Origin of the sequence: Streptomyces sp. NPDC052236, from assembly GCF_044548015.1 — a bacterium.
Taxonomy (GTDB): domain Bacteria; phylum Actinomycetota; class Actinomycetes; order Streptomycetales; family Streptomycetaceae; genus Streptomyces.
Map to the genome: position 1 here is coordinate 13,659 of NZ_JBIUBL010000033.1, position 16,992 is coordinate 30,650.

A 16,992-nucleotide genomic window follows, 5' to 3' on the forward strand; every position below is an offset into this window, starting at 1 on the left:
CGGCGAACTCCCCGGACGGCACGTCGACACCCGCCACGACCAGCCGCTGGGGCGACAAGATACGTCGGCGCACGCCCGACGGCATGTCGCCGGACGGCCAGACACCGCCACCCCCCACCGGCAACGGGTTCCGGCTGCGCGCGCCCCTCGCCACCCGTAGCAACGCCCTGCACGCCGGAGCCTGGTGGCTCTGGGCCCTGGGGCTTGCCGCCGCCGCGTCCCGGACGACCAACCCCCTCCTCCTCGGACTCCTCGTCGGCGTCGCCGGCTACGTCGTCGCCGCCCGGCGCACCAGCGCGCCCTGGGCCCGGTCATACGGAGCCTTCGTCAAACTCGGGCTCGTCGTCATCCTCATCCGCGTGCTTTTCTCCACCGTCCTCGGCTCGCCCATCCCCGGTACACATGTGCTCTTCACCCTCCCCGAAGTACCGCTGCCCGACTGGGCGCGCGGTGTCCGCATCGGGGGCCGCGTCGCCGCCGAGCAGCTCGTCTTCGCCGTGTACGACGGTGCGAAACTCGCCGCGCTCCTCATCTGCGTCGGCGCCGCCAACGCCCTCGCCAACCCCGCCCGGCTGCTCAAGTCCCTGCCCGGCGCGCTGTACGAGGCCGGGGTCGCCGTCGTCGTCGCCATGACCTTCGCGCCGAACATGGTCGCGGACGTGGTGCGGCTGCGCACCGCCCGCAGGCTGCGTGGCCGCCCCACGGGCGGCGTCAAGGCGATCGTGCAGATCGGGCTGCCCGTCCTGGAGGGCGCGCTGGAGCGGTCGGTGGCCGTCGCCGCGTCGATGGACGCGCGCGGGTACGGGCGTACCGCCGACGTCCCGCCGGCCGTCCGCCGCACCACGACCGTGCTCACGCTCGGCGGGCTCCTCGGCGTCTGCGCCGGTTCGTACGGACTGCTGGCCGCGGCCGGTGCCTCGTACGGCTTGCCCCTGCTCATCGGCGGGCTCGCCGCGGCCATGGCCGGGCTGCGGCTCGGCGGGCGGCGCTCCGTACGGACCCGGTACCGGCCCGACCGCTGGGGTGTCCGCGCGTGGCTGGTGGCCGGTTCCGGCGCGGTGGTCGGGGCGCTGCTGATCCGGGCGGGTACGTACGATCCGGGCGCGCTGCACCCCGGGGTCGTACCGCTGACCGCGCCGACGCTGCCGTTGTGGCCCGCCGCGAGCATCCTGATCGGGCTGCTGCCTGCCTTCGTGGCCCCGCTTCCCCCGCACTCGAAGGAGACGACCGCGTGATCCGCTTCGAAGACGTGTCCGTGACGTACGGGGACGACGCCGCGCCCACGCTCAGCGGCGTCGACCTGACCGTACCGGAGGGCGAGTTGATGCTCCTCGTCGGCCCTTCCGGTGTCGGCAAGTCGACACTGCTGAGCGCGGTGTCGGGCCTGGTGCCGCACTTCACCGGGGGCACGCTGCGGGGGCGGGTCACCGTCGACGGGCGCGACACCCGTACCCACAAGCCCCGCGAACTCGCCGACCTTGTCGGCACGGTGGGCCAGGACCCGCTGGCGCACTTCGTCACGGACACCGTCGAGGACGAGCTGGCGTACGGCATGGAGTCGCTGGGCCTCGCGCCCGAGGTGATGCGCCGCCGCGTCGAGGAGACCCTGGACCTGCTCGGGCTCGCCGGGCTGCGCGACCGTCCCATCGCTACGCTGTCGGGGGGGCAGCAACAGCGCGTCGCGATCGGCTCGGTGCTGACCCCGCACCCCAAGGTGCTCGTGCTGGACGAGCCGACCTCCGCGCTGGACCCCGGCGCGGCGGAGGAGGTGCTCGCGGTGCTTCAACGGCTGGTCCACGACCTCGGGACGACGGTCCTGATGGCGGAGCACCGGCTGGAGCGGGTGGTGCAGTACGCGGACCAGGTCGTCCTGCTGCCGGCGCGGGGCGCGGCGCCGTTGGTGGGAGCCCCGGCGGACATCATGGCGATCTCGCCGGTGCACCCGCCGGTGGTGGCGCTGGGGCGGCTGGCGGGGTGGGATCCGCTGCCGCTGTCGGTACGGGACGCGAGGCGGGGGGCGGGAGTGGTGGCGCTGCGCGAGCGGTTGGGGGGTTGTTCCCCCACCCCGCCCCTTCCCGTAACTGGGGCTCCGCCCCAGACCCCGTACCGCCCTCCGGGCGGTGTCCTCTCCCAGCCCCGCCGGCGTTTGAGGCGCGGGGTCCGGGGCGGAGCCCCGGTTGAGGAAACGGGCGGGGTGGGGCAAGACACCGCTACCGTCAGCCACCTCACCCTCCAACGCCACCGCGTCACCGCTCTCCGCGAGGTCACCCTCACCCTCACCCCCGGCGAAACCCTCGCCCTCATGGGCCGCAACGGCGCCGGAAAATCCACCCTCCTCTCCGCCCTCGTCGGCCTCATCGCCCCCACCTCCGGCACCGTCCTCGTCCGCGGCCACACCCCCCACCGCACCCACCCCCGCGAGCTCATCCGCCACGTCGGCCTCGTCCCGCAGGAGCCGCGGGATCTGCTCTACGCGGACACCGTCGCCGCCGAGTGCGCCGCCGCCGACACCGACGCGGGCGCCGCGCCGGGGTCGTGCCGCAGCCTCGTGAGCGAGCTGCTGCCCGGCGTGGCGGACGCGACCCACCCACGCGACCTCTCCGAGGGGCAGCGCCTCGCCCTCGCCCTGGCCATCGTGCTGACCGGGCGGCCCCCGCTCCTCCTCCTGGACGAGCCGACGCGCGGCCTCGACTACGCGGCGAAGGCGCGGCTCGTCGGCGTGCTCAAGGGCCTCGCCGCCGAGGGGCACACCATCGTCCTGGCCACCCATGACGTGGAGCTGGCCGCCGATCTCGCGCACCGGGTCGTCATCCTCGCCGACGGCGAGATCGTCGCGGACGGTCCGACCGCCGAGGTCGTCGTCTCCTCGCCCGCCTTCGCGCCCCAGGTCGCCAAGATCCTCGCCCCGCAGCCGTGGCTCACCGTCGCGCAAGTGCGGGAGGCGCTATGACCCGCACTATGACCCGCCAGGCCCGTGCCGTACGCCTCGGACCCCGTTCCATCGCCGCCCTCCTCCTCATCAGCGCCATCGGGGTCATCGCCTTCGGCTGGCCCCTGCTCGCCGACTCCGACTCCGGGCTCGCCCACTCCGCCGACGCCCCCTGGCTCTTCGCCGCGCTGCTGCCGCTGCTCGTCGCCGTCGTCGTCGCGACGATCGCCGACACCGGGATGGACGCCAAGGCCGTGGCGATGCTCGGGGTGCTCGCCGCGGTCGGCGCCGCGCTGCGGCCCCTCGGGGCGGGCACCGCCGGGCTGGAGCCCATGTTCTTCCTGATGGTGCTGAGCGGGCGGGTCCTCGGGCCCGGCTTCGGCTTCGTGCTCGGCTCGGTCACGATGTTCGCCTCCGCGCTGCTCACCGGCGGCGTCGGGCCGTGGATGCCGTTCCAGATGCTGTCGATGGGCTGGTTCGCGATGGGCGCGGGGCTGCTGCCGGGACCCGACCGGCTGCGCGGGCGAGCCGAGCTGGCGATGCTCGCCCTGTACGGGGCCGTCGCGGCGTTCGCGTACGGCACCGTCATGAACCTCCAGGGCTGGACGTACATCGGCGGGCTGTCCTCCGGCATCTCCTTCCAGCCCGGCGACCCGGTCCACGAGAATCTGGTCCGCTTCCTCGCGTACTGCGCGGCCACCTCGTTCGGCTGGGATCTGGGGCGGGCCGCACTCACCGTCGTACTGACGCTGACCATCGGCTCGACGGTCCTCAAGGCGCTGCGCCGTGCCACGCGGCGGGCCGCTTTCGAGGCGCAGGTCACATTCGAGACCGCCGACAGGGCGCCGCGCGGGTGAGACGCCCCACAGGATTTTGGCGGGTACGAAGCGGAATAGGGGACATTAAGCGCGTATCGGCGGATCGTGCGCGAACCGTCTCACTCTCGGTACGAAGCTCGCTAGTAACCAGCGTCATTGCCGCGCGCTCACCGCGCCGCTAAAACTGGAGCTCGTCGCAAGGCAGCTCCACCTCGTACCTACGAGAGTCCAGGCTGCCTACGCGACGCCCCCTGTTCCCGAGGTTAGGTCGCTCTGTGTTCCGCTCTTCCCGCTCGCTCGTCAGCCGTATCACCAGCCGTGTCACCACCCGCCCGAAGTCCGCTCTCGTCGGCTCCGCCCTCATCCTGGGCACCGCGGGCATGGCGATCGGCCTGAACCCGGCCACAGCCACCGCCGCACCGGCCCCCGCCTCCGCCTCCGCCTCTCCGAAGGCGATCGCGCAGAAGCTGATCCCGGACGCCACCGAGTTCGCCTGCTTCAGCAACATCGTGGACCACGAGAGCGACTGGAACATCTCCGCGTCGAACCCGTCCTCCGGTGCGTACGGCCTGGTCCAGGCACTGCCCGGCGGCAAGATGGCTTCGGCGGGCGCGGACTGGCAGACCAACCCCGCCACCCAGATCAAGTGGGGCCTGGACTACATGAACGAGCGTTACGGCAGCCCGTGCGGCGCCTGGTCCTCCTGGCAGGACAAGGGCTGGTACTGAGCCACCCCAGCCCGCATCGGTAGTAGCGGTGGTCAGGGGCGCTACAGACGCTGGATGATCGTCCCCGTCGCCAGCGCCCCGCCCGCGCACATCGTGATCAGCGCGAACTCCTTGTCCCTGCGCTCCAGTTCATGCAGGGCCGTCGTGATCAGCCGGGCACCCGTCGCTCCCACCGGGTGCCCCAGCGCGATCCCGCCGCCGTTGACGTTCACCTTCTCCAGGTCCTGCTCGAAGACCTGAGCCCAGCTCAGCACCACTGATGCGAAGGCCTCGTTGACCTCCACGAGGTCGATGTCCCTGAGCGACATCCCCGCCTTGCCGAGCACCGCCCGCGTCGCGTCGACCGGGCCGTCGAGGTGGTAATGCGGGTCCGATCCGACCAGGGCCTGCGCGACGATACGGGCACGCGCCTTGAGCTTGAGGGCGCGCGCCATCCGCTTGGACGCCCACATGATCGCTGCCGCGCCGTCGGATATCTGCGAGGAGTTGCCAGCGGTGTGCACGGCGGTCGGCATCACCGGCTTGAGCCTGGCCAGCGCCTCCATGCTCGTGTCCCGTAGACCCTGGTCCTTGTCGACCAGCCGCCACATGCCCTGCCCGGCTGCCTGCTCCTCCTCCGTCGTAGGCACCTGGACGGCGAACGTCTCGCGCTTGAAGCGCTCCTCCGCCCATGCCACGGCCGCCCGCTCCTGCGACAACAGCCCCAGCGAGTCGACGCGCTCCCGGGTCAGACCGCGGCGGCGCGCGATGCGCTCGGCGGCCTCGAACTGATTGGGCAGGTCCACATTCCACTCGTCGGGGAACGGCTTGCCGGGACCGTGCTTGGACCCGCTGCCCAGCGGTACGCGTGACATCGCCTCGACCCCGCAGCTGATGCCGATGTCGATGACGCCCGCCGAGATCATGTTCGCGACCATGTGGCTGGCCTGCTGCGAGGACCCACACTGGCAGTCCACGGTCGTCGCCGCGGTCTCGTACGGCAGACCCATCGCCAGCCAGGCGTTGCGCGCGGGGTTCATGGACTGTTCGCCCGCGTGGGTGACCGTGCCGCCCACCACCTGTTCGACGCAGTCGGCGTGGATGCCGGTGCGGCCGAGGAGTTCGCGGTAGGTCTCGCCCAGCAGGTAGGCGGGATGGAGGTTGGCGAGCGCGCCCTGGCGCTTGCCGATGGGGGTGCGTACGGCTTCGACGATGACGGGTTCCGCGGCCATGAGCTCGTCCTCTCCTCGCACAGCCGCTGGGCGTCCCGGCGCCTCACGGCCGACTTGTGGCCCTCCAGGGCGACCGGTCGCCCGGAAGTAGTACGCGTTCTAGTTCTCCGAGCAGTCTTATGAGTGCTACCCCCGGTACGCAAGGGTCTTGCACGCCCATACCGCGCCCGCACCGCGCCCGCACCGCCGCAACAAATACCGCCGTGGCCCTTGCCACTTGCAGAACTCATTACTACATTTCGGCCAACTTCTGATGGATCGTCAGAAAGCGGCTCTCCATGTCCTGCCCCCACCTGCCCCAAGGGTTCGACTTCACCGATCCCGACCTGGTTCAAGCCCGTATCCCCCACCCCGAGTTCGCCCAGATGCGGCAGACCGCGCCGGTCTGGTGGTGCGCCCAGCCCGGCCGTATCGCCGGCTTCGACGACGCGGGGTACTGGGCCGTCACCCGGCACGCCGACGTCAAGCATGTCTCCACACACCCCGAGCTCTTCTCCTCGAACACCAACACCGCGGTCATCCGCTTCAACGAGTCGATCAGCCGCGACCAGATCGAGGTCCAGAAGCTGATCATGCTGAACATGGACCCGCCCGAGCACACCCGCGTCCGCCAGATCGTCCAGCGCGGCTTCACACCGCGCGCGGTCCGCTCCCTGGAGCAGGCGCTCCACAGCCGCGCCCGCAGGATCGTTGAGACCGCGTCGGCAGACGCGGCGGACGACGGCAGCTTCGACTTCGTCACCAACATCGCGGTGGAGCTCCCGCTCCAGGCGATCGCCGAGCTCATCGGCGTACCGCAGCAGGACCGCACCAAGATCTTCGACTGGTCCAACAAGATGGCGTCGTACGACGACCCTGAGTACGCGATCACCGAGGAGATCGGCGCCGAGTCGGCCATGGAGCTCGTCTCGTACGCGATGAACCTCGCCGCCGCTCGCAAGGAGTGCCCGGCCAAGGACATCGTCTCCCAGCTGGTCGCGGCGGAGGACCAGGGCAATCTGTCGAACGACGAGTTCGGGTTCTTCGTCATCCTCCTCGCCGTCGCGGGCAATGAGACGACCCGTAACGCGATCAGCCACGGCATGCACGCGTTTCTCACGCATCCCGAGCAGTGGGAGCTCTACAAGCGGCTACGGCCCGAGACGACGGCCGAGGAGATCGTGCGCTGGGCGACCCCCGTGATCTCCTTCCAGCGCACCGCCACCGAGGACCTGGAACTGGGCGGGCAGCGCATCAGGAAGGGCGACAGGGTCGGACTGTTCTACTCCTCCGCCAACAACGACCCCAAGGTCTTCGACGCGCCCGAGCGGTTCGACATCACCCGCGATCCCAATCCCCACCTCGGCTTCGGCGGCGGAGGCCCGCACTTCTGCCTCGGCAAGTCCCTCGCCGTGATGGAGATCAACCTGATCTTCAACGCGATAGCGGACGTACTGCCAGGGCTGCGCCTGGTCGGCGAACCGCGGCGGCTGCGCTCGGCGTGGCTGAACGGCATCAAGGAACTCCGGGTCAGCCACAGCGGACGCTGAAGCCGCTACTTCGGCGCGGCAGGCGCGGCAGGGGCGGCTGCTGCTGCCGCCGGCAGCACCACTGCCGCGTCCGCGTCCGCATCCGCATCCGCATCCGCATCTACTGTCGCGTCCCGCCTCGCCGCCCCCGGCACCAGCAGCCGCCGCCCGGCCAGCACGTACGTAAGACCGAACCCCGCACCCACCACCGCCGCGCCGCCCACCGCGTCCAGTACCCAGTGGTTGGCCGTGGCCACGATCGCGCACACCGTGAAGAGCGGGTGCAGCAGCCCCAGCAGCTTCATCCACAGCTTCGGCGCGAGGGCGAGCACCACCAGGCCGCACCACAGCGACCAGCCGAAGTGCAGCGACGGCATCGCCGCGTACTGGTTGGTGACCGCCGTCATCGCCCCGTAGTCGGGGTTCGCCAGGTCCTGCGGCCCGTGCACCGTGTCGATGAAGCCCATACCGGGCATCAGGCGCGGCGGGGCCAGCGGGTAGAGCCAGAAGCCGAGGAGCGCCAGCACCGTGGCGAAGGCGAGCGAGGAGCGCGCCCAGCGGTAGTCGGCCGGGCGGCGCATGTACAGCACGGCGAGGATGGCGAGCGGCACCACGAAGTGGAAGGACGTGTAGTAGAAGTCGAAGAAGGCCTCCGCGCCCTTCGTCTTCACCACCGCGTGGTTGATCCAGTGCTCGACGTCCATGTGGAGCGCCCGCTCCATGGCGACGATCTGCCGCCCGTGCTCCTCGGCCGCGCTCACGCCGCCGGTCGCGGCGGCGCGGATGTGCGAGTAGACGGAGTAGCCGACCCGTATCACCAGCAGTTCGAGCAGCAGGTTCGGGCGGCTGAGCACGCGCCGCCAGAACGGCAGCAGCGGTACGGCGCTCCAGCGCGCGGGCAGGGGTGTGACGTACTGCGTCGGCACCGGCCGCCGGAAGTACGGCGACTCGCGCGGCAGGAACGGCACCGCGACGGCCGCGGCCAGCGCCGCCACCAGCAGCACGTTCTCGCGTATCGGATGGAGCGCCGCCATGTTCGGCAGCAGCATCTTCCCCGGCAGGGTCATCGCCAGGATCACCAGTACGGGCCAGAGCATCCGGTCCGAGGCCCGCTTGCCGACCCGGCCGACGATCGCGAGGAGCACCCACAGCAGCTGGTGCTGCCAGGCGGTCGGGGAGACGGCGACGGCCACACAGCCGGTCAGGGCGACGGCGAGCAGCAGCTGCCCGTCCTGGGCGTAGCGCACGGCCCGGCGGAGCCCGAAGAAGGTGACGGCGGCGGCGAGCGCGAGGAAGAGGGCGATCTCCAGCGGGCCCTGAAGGCCGAGGCGCAGAAGCGCGCCGTGCAGGGACTGGTTGGCGAGGCTGTCGGGGCGGGCACCGAGCCCGGCGCCCGCGACATGGTGCACCCAGTACGTCCAGGAGTCGCTGGGCAGCAGCGCCCAGGCGAGCGCGGAGGAGGTGGCGAAGGTGGACACGGAGGCGACAGCGGCGCGTCTGCGGCCGGTGAACCAGAGCAGCGGGGCGAACAGCAGCACGGTGGGCTGAAGGGCTGCGCCGAAGCCGATCAGCACGCCGGAGGATCTCTCTCCGCGTACGGCGAAGCAGCCGAGCAGCACCAGCAGGACCGGGATGATGCTGGTCTGGCCGAGGCTGAAGCTGTTGCGCACGGGGAGCGAGAGCATCAGCATGCTGATGGCGACAGGTGCGGCCAGCAGGCCGCTGCGGCGCGACACAGGGCCGGGCAGCGCGCGGGCGACGACCAGGCCGAGGACGACGACGAGCAGTAGCGTGCCGAAGGTCCAGGCGATGCCGAGCGCCTGTTCGGCCGCGCGGGTGAGCGGCTTGAGCACCAGTCCCGCGAATGGCGTGCCCGTGAACCTGTCGGCGTCGTACAGCGAACCCTTCACATGCAGTACGCCGTTCGGGCCGATCCAGGTCTCCAGGTCGGTGAGGCGCTCCCCGGGCGGCTGCCGGAGCACTGCCGCCGTCTGTCGTATCGCGAGTACGGCGGCGACGAGCCACAGGGCGGCTCGGGCCGCTCCCATTCTCGTGTCCGCCGTCGAACTGCCGTGCACGCTGTGCTCCGCGTTCGCCACGTCGCGCCGCGCCTCCCCACGTTCCGTGTTCGTTCCTGTTCGTAGAGCCTCGCACTGCCCCTTGAAGGAGACCCAGGCAACCCCCTCTTCGCCTGACTGTCATCTTCTTTTGACCGAATATCTCGGTTGATCTCAGGGTCAGGCATACCGGGCGGCACCTCGGGCGAACATACAAGACCTCACCCGGATGCGCGCGCCGCTGGGGGTCTCCTGAAATAGGTTGGACCATATGAACAAGGACACGCACCAGGAGCTGTGGAACGCCGTAGACGGCTACATCACCGAGCGCCTCGCCCCGGCCGACGAGGCCCTGACAGCCGCCCTGGAGGCGAGCGAGGCGGCGGGCCTGCCCGCCATCAATGTCGCTCCGAACCAGGGCAAGCTGCTGCATCTGCTGGCCCTGCTCCAGGGCGCGCGTACGGTCCTGGAGATCGGCACGCTGGGCGGCTACAGCACGATCTGGCTGGCCAGGGCGTTGCCCGAGGGCGGCAGACTGATCTCGCTGGAGTACGACAGGGCGCATGCGGAGGTGGCCCGGGTGAATCTGGCCCGCGCCGGTCTCGACAAGATCGCGGAGGTCAGGACGGGAGCGGCGCTGGACACGCTCCCGAGAGTGGCGGCGGAGCCGGGGGCGGGCCCGTTCGACCTGATCTTCATCGACGCGGACAAGCAGAACAACCCGCGGTATGTGGAGTGGGCGCTGAAGCTGTCCCGGCCGGGCAGCTTGATCATTGTCGACAACGCCGTACGGGGCGGGGCGCTGGTCGACGCGGACAACCAGGATCCGGCGATCGTGGGGACGCGGCAGATGTACGACCTGGTGGCGCGGGAGCCGCGGCTGAGCGCGACGGCGGTACAGACGGTGGGCACGAAGGGGTACGACGGGTTGCTGCTGGCACGCGTGGTGGCCTGACCTCGCGGGGCGTAGGCCGTAGTGCAGGATATGAACATGAGTATCGTCAAGATCAATGCGCTGACCGTCCCGGAGGAACAGCGCGAGGTGCTGGAGAAGCGCTTCGCGTCCCGCGCGGGCACGGTGGAGAACTCCGACGGGTTCGAGTGGTTCGAGCTGCTCCGCCCCGTCGAGGGGACCGACCAGTACCTCGTCTACACGCGCTGGCGCGACGAGGAGTCGTTCAAGGCGTGGATGGAGGGCCCCATGAAGGCGGCACACCAGGGCGCCGGCGGTGGCGGCAACGCAGGCGAGGCCGGCGCTGCCGGCGAGCGTCCCAAGCCCGCCGCGTCCGGGTCCACCGTCTGGTCGTTCGAGGTGGTCCAGCAGGCCGCCCCGAAGGCCTGAAGCGCGCCGCGCGCACCATGACGAACTGGGCCGTGACCCCCGAGGCCTTCGACTCTCCCGACGCGAGCGCCCTGTGCCGGGACTACTACTACGACGTCGCGAGCCGCTACTGGCAGCGGCCCGCGACGGACGAGGAGATGGACGAGGGCCTTGCCGGGGACGGCGTCGAGCTGCTCGCCCCGCCCACCGGCCAGTTCCTCGTCGGCCGGTACGGCGACCAGGCAGCGGCCTGCGGCGGCGTACTGCTGCTGGATGCCGACCGCGCCGAGCTCACGCGCGTATTCCTGCGGCCCGCCTTCCGCGGCAAGCGGGGCGCCGGGATCCTGCTGGCCGCCCTGGAGGACGCGGCGCGCGAGCTCGGCGCGCGGCGGATGGTGCTCAACACACGGCTTGATCTGATCGAGGCGCGGCGGCTGTACGCACGGCACGGTTACGCCGAGATCCCCGCGTACTGCACCGGTCCGTACATGGACATCTGGTACGGCAAGGACCTGGAGCCGCACGGCTAGGGCGACGCCCTAGAGGGCCTCACCGCGCGTGGTTCCGCTTCGGCGGCGGGCTGTGCGGGCGCTCCTCGTCCGAGCCGCACAGTTCGGCGTTCAGCTCCTTGACCAGCTGCACGAGGTCCGTCGTACGCTCCGGGCTCCACCAGTCGCCGAGCAGCTCCGCGAGCGACTCCTCGCGGGCCTGCGCCAGTTTCATGGCGACTTCCAGGCCCTCTTCGGTGAGCACCAGCTGCAGGCCCTCGCGCCGGGCGAGGCGCCGCTCCTCCACCTGGCGGGAGGCATCGGTGATGGCGCGCAGCGGTACGGGAGTGGTGTCGGCGAGCAGCGCGGGCTCCACCGCGCCGTGGCGGCGGATGCGCAGGAGCAGCCAGCCGGCGGCGGGCAGCAGGTCGTACCCCGCCTTCGCGATGATCTTCACATAGATCTCGCGGCGGCCTTCGCGTGAGCCGAGCACCGACAGCGCCCGCGCCACCTCGTCGCGCGAGGAGCGCTCGACCGGGTTGGACGCGAAGGTCTCACTGGTGTCCGGCGCGGTGACCGAGCCGCGCAGCTTGTCCTCCTTGAGGAACCACGCGACGACGAAAGCGACCACCACCACCGGCACGGCGTACAGGAAGACGTCGGTGATGGCCGAGGAGTACGCGTCCAGCGCCGACAAGCGCAGCGCGGGTGGCAGCTCGGCGATGGCGCGCGGGTCCGCGGACAGCTCCGCGGGCCCTGTGCCGGGCGGCACCGCCTGTCCGGCGAACGCGTCGGTCAGTTTGTCCACGAGCTGGTTGGTGAAGATCATGCCGAAGAGCGCGACGCCGAACGACGCTCCGATGGAGCGGAAGAACGTCGCGCCGGAGGTGGCGACGCCCAGGTCCTCGTAGCTGACGGAGTTCTGCGCGACCAGGACGAGCACCTGCATGACCAGGCCAAGACCCGCGCCGAAGACGAAGAAGTACGCGCTCATCTCCACGGCAGAGCTGGTCTGCTCAAGCTGGTGTAGCAGGACCAGGCCGACGGCGGTGACGGCGGTGCCCGCGACGGGAAAAACCTTCCAGCGGCCGGTGCGGCTGACGATCTGGCCGGAGCCGGTGGAGGCCAGCAGCATGCCGACCACCATCGGCAGCATGTGCACGCCGGACAGGGTCGGCGTCACCCCCTGCACGACCTGGAGGAACGTCGGCAGATACGTCATCGCCCCGAACATCGCGAAGCCGACGATAAAGCTGATGATGGCGACGAGGCTGAAGGTGCGGATACGGAAGAGCTTGAGCGGCAGTACGGGTTCGGCGGCCCGCCGCTCGACGTGCACAAAGGCCACGAGGAGCACGGCTCCGAGGACGGCGAGCCCGATGATCTGCGCCGAGTCCCAGGCCCAGGTGGTGCCGCCGAGCGAGGCGACAAGGACCAGGCAGGTGGCGACGGAGGCGATGAGGAGGGTGCCGAGGTAGTCGATGACGTGCGGGGTTTTCCGTACGGGGATGTGCAGTACGGCGGCGATGACGAGCAGCGCGACGACGCCGATGGGCAGGTTGATGTAGAAGACCCAGCGCCAGCTGAGATGCTCGGTGAAGAAGCCGCCGAGCAGCGGGCCGAGCACGCTGGTGGCGCCGAAGACCGCGCCGAACAGGCCCTGGTATTTACCGCGTTCGCGCGGCGGGACGATATCGCCGACGATCGCCATCGACAGCACGATCAGCCCGCCGCCGCCGAGGCCCTGGAGCGCGCGGAAGCCGATGAGCTGGGGCATGTCCTGGGCGAGGCCGCAGAGCGCGGAGCCGGCGAGGAAGATGACGATGGCGGTCTGGAAGAGCCGCTTGCGTCCGTACTGGTCGCCGAGTTTGCCCCACAGGGGCGTGGCGGCGGTCGCGGCCAGCAAGTAGGCGGTGACCACCCACGACAGATGTTCCATGCCGCCGAGTTCGCTGACGATGGTCGGCAGGGCGGTGGAGACGATGGTCTGGTCGAGGGCGGCGAGGAGCATGCCCAGCAGCAGTGCGGCGATGGCGACCATGACGGTCGATCGGCGCTGCCCCTCGCCGGGGGCCGGACTCACCGCCGGGGTGCTCACTTCCTGAGCCATGGAGATCTCCTCGGTTCCGGGACGCACGCCCACTCCCGGGTTCCCTGCTCGGCCAATCTTCATCCTGCTGGTTCTGTCCCGTTATGGCCCCCCAAGGGCACTCTGGGGGCGGCGGGGCCGTTGAGCTCTTTGGGGCGCGGCAATGGGCGGCTGCATAATCGCTGGCACTGTTAGGGGAGGGAACCTTCGATGACTGGACACTTGTGTCCTGACTGCGGTACGCCGCTCGGCCCACTCGGCGCCGACGGCAGACCTGTGCCGGGCTGCGGCTGCGCGGAGGCCGCCGAGGCGGAATTCAATCCGCTGCGGGTGCGGCCGTATGTGACGTTGCCGTCCGCGGACGGGGACGACGACGAGTACGAAGGCGGGGGCGGGCGCGGGAGCGGGAGCGCGGGCGGGAGCGCGGGCGGGAGCGCGGGCGGGAGCGCGGGCGGGAGCGCGGGCGGGAGCGCGGGCGGGGGCTTCGGCGAAGGACCGCCCGGCGACGTGGGAACGATGCCGCTGCCGCTGCTGGTGCCGCCTGGCGGGGTCGGTCCGGCGGCGCACGGCGAGCCGTCCGCTCTGAACCCCGACCGGGATCAGGATGACGAACTCGAACCCGTGAACGTCACCCCGGCGGGCCACCGCGGTGGCCGGCGGCGGCGCTTCCCCGCACTCCTGGCAGCCGCTGCGGCGCTGGCGGTCGTCGGGACCGCCGCGTACGCCGGAGGGCTGTTCTCCGGGGACGACGAGCGCGACAAGGCCCTGGTGCCGGACACGGAGAGCAGCGCGGTGAGCGTGAGCGCCGCGCCGGACGCGCCCTCGCCGTCGCGGAGCCCGACCGCGTCCGCGTCTCCCTCCGCGTCGTCCTCGGCATCGGCGTCGGCCTCGGCATCCCGTACGGCCACGGCGGAGCAGACGTCGCCGGGCGCGGCCCCCAGCACCTCCAAGCCCGCCGGCCCGGCAGCACCGCCGCCCACGACGGCGACGGCCTCAGGCCAGGTCAAAACGCCGTCCGCGTCACCCGAGCCGGGAGGCACGCTGCGGCGCGGCGACAGCGGCTCCGAGGTCCTGGATCTCCAGGAGCGGCTGGTCAAGGCGTTCGCGTACGACGCAGACGACGGCATGGACGGCAAATACGACGAGGACGTCGAGGACGCGGTGCGCGCATTCCAGCGGGGGCGGAACGTCAAGGGCGACCCCGAAGGCGTGTACGGCCCGCAGACCCGCCGCCAGCTGGAAGCGGAGACCGGCGGCTCCTGACGACCGCGCAACGAGACGGGGTGGCGCGGGGAGCCCGGTTTTTGTATCGTAGGGGAACAAAGTGGTTCCGCCCGCACTCCCTGACCGGCGGGCGGGGCCACCTTGTTCTCTTCTCTTCCCCTCTGGAGTACGCCGATGACGGCAGCCACCCCGCCCGTACTGACCACCCGCGCCCTCCTGTTGGACATGGACGGCACCCTCGTCAACTCGGACGCCGTGGTGGAACGCTGCTGGCGCGGCTGGGCGACCGAGCACGGCCTCGACCCGGACGAGGCGCTCAAGGTCGTCCACGGCCGCCAGGGCTACGCCACCATGGCGGCGCTCCTCCCCGACCGCCCCATGGAGCTGAACCTCGCCGACAACCGCGCGATGCTCGCCCAGGAGACCGCGGACCTCGACGGCGTCGTGCCCATCGCGGGCGCGCCCGCGTTCATGGCCGCCATCAGCGGGCTCCCGCACGCCCTGGTGACCTCGGCGGACGGTCCCCTCGCGCAGGCCAGGATGACCGCGGCCGGTCTGCGGATGCCGGACATCCGCGTCACCGCCGAGTGCGTCGGCGCGAGCAAGCCCGACCCGGAAGGGTTCCTCAAGGGCGCCGCCGAGCTGGGCTTCGACCCGGCGGACTGCGTGGCCTTCGAGGACTCCGAGGCGGGCATCGCCGCCGCGCGCGGGGCCGGGATGCGCGTGGTGGGCGTGGGCCCGCGGGCGGCGGCCCTCGCCCCGGACATCCATGTGCCCGACCTCAGCCACCTGAGGGTGACCGCGCGCCCGGACGGCACGATCGAACTACAGCGTCAGCCGGAGATCGCCTCGTAGAGGCTGAACCCCGCCAGCGCCAGCATCAGGCAAGCGGCCACCTTCGTGATGAGCCGCAGCGGTACGTACTTCATCAGCGTCCGGCCGCCCAGGATCCCGATGCCCGCGACCACCCACAGCGCCAGCACCGCACCGAGGCCCACCGACAGCGGGTCGTCGTAACGGGCCGCGAGGTTGGCGGTCATGATCTGCGTCAGGTCGCCGAACTCCGCGACCAGGATGAGCATGAAGCCCGCCCCCGAGACCTTCCAGAACGACTGGTCCGCGGGGGCCTTGATGTTCTCCTCGTCGCCGTCGTCCTTCTTCAGGAGCAGGACGAGCGCGCCCGCGAGGAAGAGCAGGCCCACCACCGCCTGTACGAGCCGGTGCGGCAGCAGGGTCAGTACGCTGCCTGCCGCGACGGCGAGCACGACATGGAGAGCGAAGGCGGTCGCGACGCCCACGAAGACGTACGAGGCACGGTAGCGGGTACCGAGCATCAGCCCCGCGAGCGCGGTTTTGTCGGGGAGTTCGGCGAGGAAGACGACGCCGAAGGTGAGCGCCATGACGGTGAAGCTGAGCACGAGCGGATTTTCCTCAATCGGTCGGGTGCTGTCCGTACCGAGAGGCCTGAATCAGGAGATCAGGGGACGCTTCGGCACGGCAGCGTCAACAGGACACTGCGGCCGAAGGTCTCGCTGGCGGTCACTGTCGCAACCGCCTCCGGGCGCCGGCCGGGCACGAGGCCCAGCAGTATGTCGACGTTCCGGCGAAGAGCTACTCCCCTTCTGCGCCACCCAGGGTACGCGACACGCCTTCGTACTCACTCCCGGTGCAGCCGCCCCCGCGCCACCAGCTCCAGCACCACCGCCACCGCCATCGCCTGCACCGCCATCAGGGCGACCAGCACAAACAGCTGCACCGCGCCCGCCAGCAACGGTGAGGCCCCGCCCAGCAGCATCCCGACGAACGCGCCCGGCAGTGTGACCAGACCCACGGTCCTGGTCTGATCGAGCCCCGGCAGCAGCGCGTCCGAGGCAGGGCGGCGCGCCACTTCGAGCCGGGCGTCGCGGTCGAGCAGCCCGAGCGCCATCCCCGCCTCCACCTCGCCCCGCCGCTGCTCCAGCTCGTCCAGCGCCCGGCGCCCGCCGAGCACGGTCACGGTGAGCGCGCCGCCGATGAGGATGCCGGTCACCGGGATCAGGGCGATGCCCTTCAGCGGCACCAGACCCGTGAGGAGGAGGGCGGCGACGACGGGCACGACGCCCGCGGCGATCGGGAGCCCCGCCCACCACCAGGTCCCGTTGCCGGTGATGCGCCTGCCCGCGGTCCGTACGGCGACGGCGTACATCAGCAGCAGAAACGCGAGCAGCGGCGGTACGGACCGTACGACCCACCCGATCGCCAGGGAGACCGCGCCGAGTTGAACCGCCGCGCGCACTCCGGCGACGGCGATCTCGCGGGCGCGCCCCAGATGGGCGAGGGCGGCCACCGTCGCCGCGACGGCCAGCAGGACGGCCAGCACGGCGCCAAAAGTGATGTTGACCGGCAGCAGCACCCGGCAACCCTACGTCGCGGAACCGCAAGTGCCGCCGGGTCACACGAACAGCGGACGCCAGGTCAGAAGAACCGCCAGAAGAACCGTCAGAAGAACCACAGACACACACGCACGACCCTTGATCTGACGTGAACATGTCGCCACTCTGTTACCTGGCGCCCACCCCCAGGAAACCTGGCGCCGCAAGCATGGCCACGCCCGAACGGCCAAGCTCCCCCCACAAAAAA

At 71.0% G+C, this 16,992-nt stretch carries 15 protein-coding genes; 10 read left to right on the forward strand and 5 right to left on the reverse strand.

Annotated elements, in window-relative coordinates; all coding sequences use genetic code 11:
- Nucleotides 1-83 precede the first annotated feature (83 nt).
- From ACIHCQ_RS37660 to ACIHCQ_RS37675, 4 genes are all read left to right on the forward strand, one after another.
- On the forward strand, nucleotides 84-1,235 hold the full coding sequence (locus ACIHCQ_RS37660) for an energy-coupling factor transporter transmembrane component T (protein WP_399673040.1): 1,152 nt from the start codon (nucleotides 84-86) through the stop codon (nucleotides 1,233-1,235).
- The gene (locus ACIHCQ_RS37665) at nucleotides 1,232-2,950 is read left to right on the forward strand and encodes an ABC transporter ATP-binding protein (RefSeq protein ID WP_399672872.1); all 1,719 of its coding nucleotides are present in this window, start codon (nucleotides 1,232-1,234) and stop codon (nucleotides 2,948-2,950) included. The genes ACIHCQ_RS37660 and ACIHCQ_RS37665 overlap by 4 nt, the downstream gene beginning before the upstream one ends.
- A complete protein-coding gene (locus ACIHCQ_RS37670) occupies nucleotides 2,947-3,786 on the forward strand; it encodes an ECF transporter S component (RefSeq protein ID WP_399672874.1) in 840 nt (279 codons plus the stop codon). The genes ACIHCQ_RS37665 and ACIHCQ_RS37670 overlap by 4 nt, the downstream gene beginning before the upstream one ends.
- Before the next feature lie 236 nt (nucleotides 3,787-4,022).
- Nucleotides 4,023-4,475 (forward strand): transglycosylase SLT domain-containing protein, encoded by a 453-nt coding sequence (locus ACIHCQ_RS37675; protein ID WP_399672876.1) that lies wholly within the window; start codon nucleotides 4,023-4,025, stop codon nucleotides 4,473-4,475.
- 41 nt (nucleotides 4,476-4,516) lie between these two features.
- On the opposite strand, the gene ACIHCQ_RS37680 is transcribed toward ACIHCQ_RS37675, so the two are convergent.
- Complete coding sequence (locus tag ACIHCQ_RS37680; protein ID WP_399672878.1) at nucleotides 4,517-5,686, reverse strand: steroid 3-ketoacyl-CoA thiolase; 1,170 nt, start codon at nucleotides 5,684-5,686, stop codon at nucleotides 4,517-4,519.
- Between the two features lie 278 nt (nucleotides 5,687-5,964).
- On the opposite strand from ACIHCQ_RS37680, the gene ACIHCQ_RS37685 reads away from it, so the two are divergent.
- Nucleotides 5,965-7,215: a cytochrome P450 gene (locus tag ACIHCQ_RS37685; protein WP_399672880.1), complete on the forward strand. Its 1,251-nt coding sequence runs from the start codon at nucleotides 5,965-5,967 to the stop codon at nucleotides 7,213-7,215.
- Nucleotides 7,216-7,220: 5 nt separating this feature from the next.
- On the opposite strand, the gene ACIHCQ_RS37690 is transcribed toward ACIHCQ_RS37685, so the two are convergent.
- On the reverse strand, nucleotides 7,221-9,293 hold the full coding sequence (locus ACIHCQ_RS37690) for a bifunctional glycosyltransferase 87/phosphatase PAP2 family protein (RefSeq protein ID WP_399672882.1): 2,073 nt from the start codon (nucleotides 9,291-9,293) through the stop codon (nucleotides 7,221-7,223).
- Between the two features lie 229 nt (nucleotides 9,294-9,522).
- On the opposite strand from ACIHCQ_RS37690, the gene ACIHCQ_RS37695 reads away from it, so the two are divergent.
- The 3 genes from ACIHCQ_RS37695 to ACIHCQ_RS37705 are packed head-to-tail and all read left to right on the forward strand — an operon-like array spanning nucleotide 9,523 to nucleotide 11,102.
- A complete protein-coding gene (locus tag ACIHCQ_RS37695) occupies nucleotides 9,523-10,206 on the forward strand; it encodes an O-methyltransferase (RefSeq protein WP_399672884.1) in 684 nt (227 codons plus the stop codon).
- Nucleotides 10,207-10,242: 36 nt separating this feature from the next.
- Nucleotides 10,243-10,593 carry an antibiotic biosynthesis monooxygenase family protein gene (locus ACIHCQ_RS37700; protein WP_399672886.1) on the forward strand — a complete coding sequence of 117 codons (351 nt, stop codon included), beginning with the start codon at nucleotides 10,243-10,245 and terminating at the stop codon, nucleotides 10,591-10,593.
- 17 nt (nucleotides 10,594-10,610) lie between these two features.
- Nucleotides 10,611-11,102 carry a GNAT family N-acetyltransferase gene (locus ACIHCQ_RS37705; RefSeq protein WP_399672888.1) on the forward strand — a complete coding sequence of 164 codons (492 nt, stop codon included), beginning with the start codon at nucleotides 10,611-10,613 and terminating at the stop codon, nucleotides 11,100-11,102.
- 19 nt (nucleotides 11,103-11,121) lie between these two features.
- On the opposite strand, the gene ACIHCQ_RS37710 is transcribed toward ACIHCQ_RS37705, so the two are convergent.
- Nucleotides 11,122-13,170, reverse strand: coding sequence for a DHA2 family efflux MFS transporter permease subunit (locus tag ACIHCQ_RS37710; protein WP_399672891.1), 2,049 nt, complete (start codon nucleotides 13,168-13,170; stop codon nucleotides 11,122-11,124).
- A 189-nt stretch (nucleotides 13,171-13,359) separates the two neighbouring features.
- Between ACIHCQ_RS37710 and ACIHCQ_RS37715 the strand changes: the two genes are divergently transcribed.
- Nucleotides 13,360-14,412, forward strand: coding sequence for a peptidoglycan-binding protein (locus ACIHCQ_RS37715; protein WP_399672893.1), 1,053 nt, complete (start codon nucleotides 13,360-13,362; stop codon nucleotides 14,410-14,412).
- Nucleotides 14,413-14,547: 135 nt separating this feature from the next.
- A complete protein-coding gene (locus tag ACIHCQ_RS37720) occupies nucleotides 14,548-15,228 on the forward strand; it encodes an HAD-IA family hydrolase (RefSeq protein ID WP_399672895.1) in 681 nt (226 codons plus the stop codon).
- Here the strand turns inward: ACIHCQ_RS37720 and ACIHCQ_RS37725 are convergent.
- Both ACIHCQ_RS37725 and ACIHCQ_RS37730 read right to left on the reverse strand, forming a co-directional pair.
- On the reverse strand, nucleotides 15,207-15,791 hold the full coding sequence (locus tag ACIHCQ_RS37725) for a TMEM165/GDT1 family protein (protein ID WP_399672897.1): 585 nt from the start codon (nucleotides 15,789-15,791) through the stop codon (nucleotides 15,207-15,209). The genes ACIHCQ_RS37720 and ACIHCQ_RS37725 overlap by 22 nt on opposite strands.
- Nucleotides 15,792-16,030: 239 nt before the next feature.
- On the reverse strand, nucleotides 16,031-16,765 hold the full coding sequence (locus ACIHCQ_RS37730) for an ABC transporter permease (RefSeq protein WP_399672899.1): 735 nt from the start codon (nucleotides 16,763-16,765) through the stop codon (nucleotides 16,031-16,033).
- Nucleotides 16,766-16,992: the final 227 nt, after the last annotated feature.